Below are 869 nucleotides of genomic sequence, written 5' to 3' on the forward strand. Positions count from 1 at the left end.
TGGTCGAATCCAGCACCCTGGGCGGGGTCTCGGAGAGGTTGAACACCGTCACCCCCTCGACACCGCCCTCGATCATCAGGTGCTCGGAGCTGGTCGTGGTGCCGCCGTCGACGAAGGCGACCAGCTGCGCGGAGCCCTCGATCGGCATCGCGCCGGGGTTGAAGCGGGGCCGGTTGGCCAGCACGTCGTCCAGCATCGCCTCCAGCGCGGTGACCGCGGAGGCCACCAGCCGGATCTGGCCGACGGCGTCGGTCTTGCTGTCGTGCAGCGCGTGCGGCAGCCACTTCGCCCACTCCCACAGCGGCCGCTCCTCCTGCCGCGCGCAGACCGCGATCAGGATCTCGCCGGGGGCGTGGAAGGTGACCAGCTGCGCGACGACCGCCCTGGCGAAGGCGCGCCTGCGCTCGTCGTCGCCGGTGACGTAGATGCGGGAGAAACCGCGCAGCGCCACCGCGATCGGCAGGTCGGGCACGGTGGAGTAGCGGTTGACGAACTTGCTCAGCGCCATCGCCGACATCGGCTCGAGCTCGTCGACCGGCTTGGTCTCCGGCGGCACCAGCGGGGTGGCCAGCGCCTGGCTGCCGACACCGATCCGCACGACGGAGAAGTCCCACTCGTGCGGTCTGCGCTCCCACAGCCGCGCGCTCTGCGCGGTCGACCACAGCCGGTCGGGGTTGGGGTGGCGGTAGAACATCGCCAGCCGCTGCCGCTCGATCGTGTCGCGCACCTGTGCGCGCTGCTTGCTGAGCTTGCGCAGGTAGGAACGGCGGTTCTGCGCCATCTCCTGCTTGCTCGCGCCCTGCCCCTGCTGGCTCAGGATCTGGTACAGCACCATGCCCAGCGCCGCGGTGCCGTAAAGGCCACCGGCG

The 869-nt window shown here is 70.9% G+C and carries 1 pseudogene; it reads right to left on the bottom strand.

Features of this window, described 5'->3' with window-relative positions:
• Positions 1 to 869, bottom strand: a pseudogene (locus tag CCN37_RS41140) (type VII secretion protein EccC); the annotation flags it as partial.

The sequence above is a fragment of the Allokutzneria sp. NRRL B-24872 genome, from assembly GCF_002155965.1.
GTDB lineage: Bacteria > Actinomycetota > Actinomycetes > Mycobacteriales > Pseudonocardiaceae > Allokutzneria.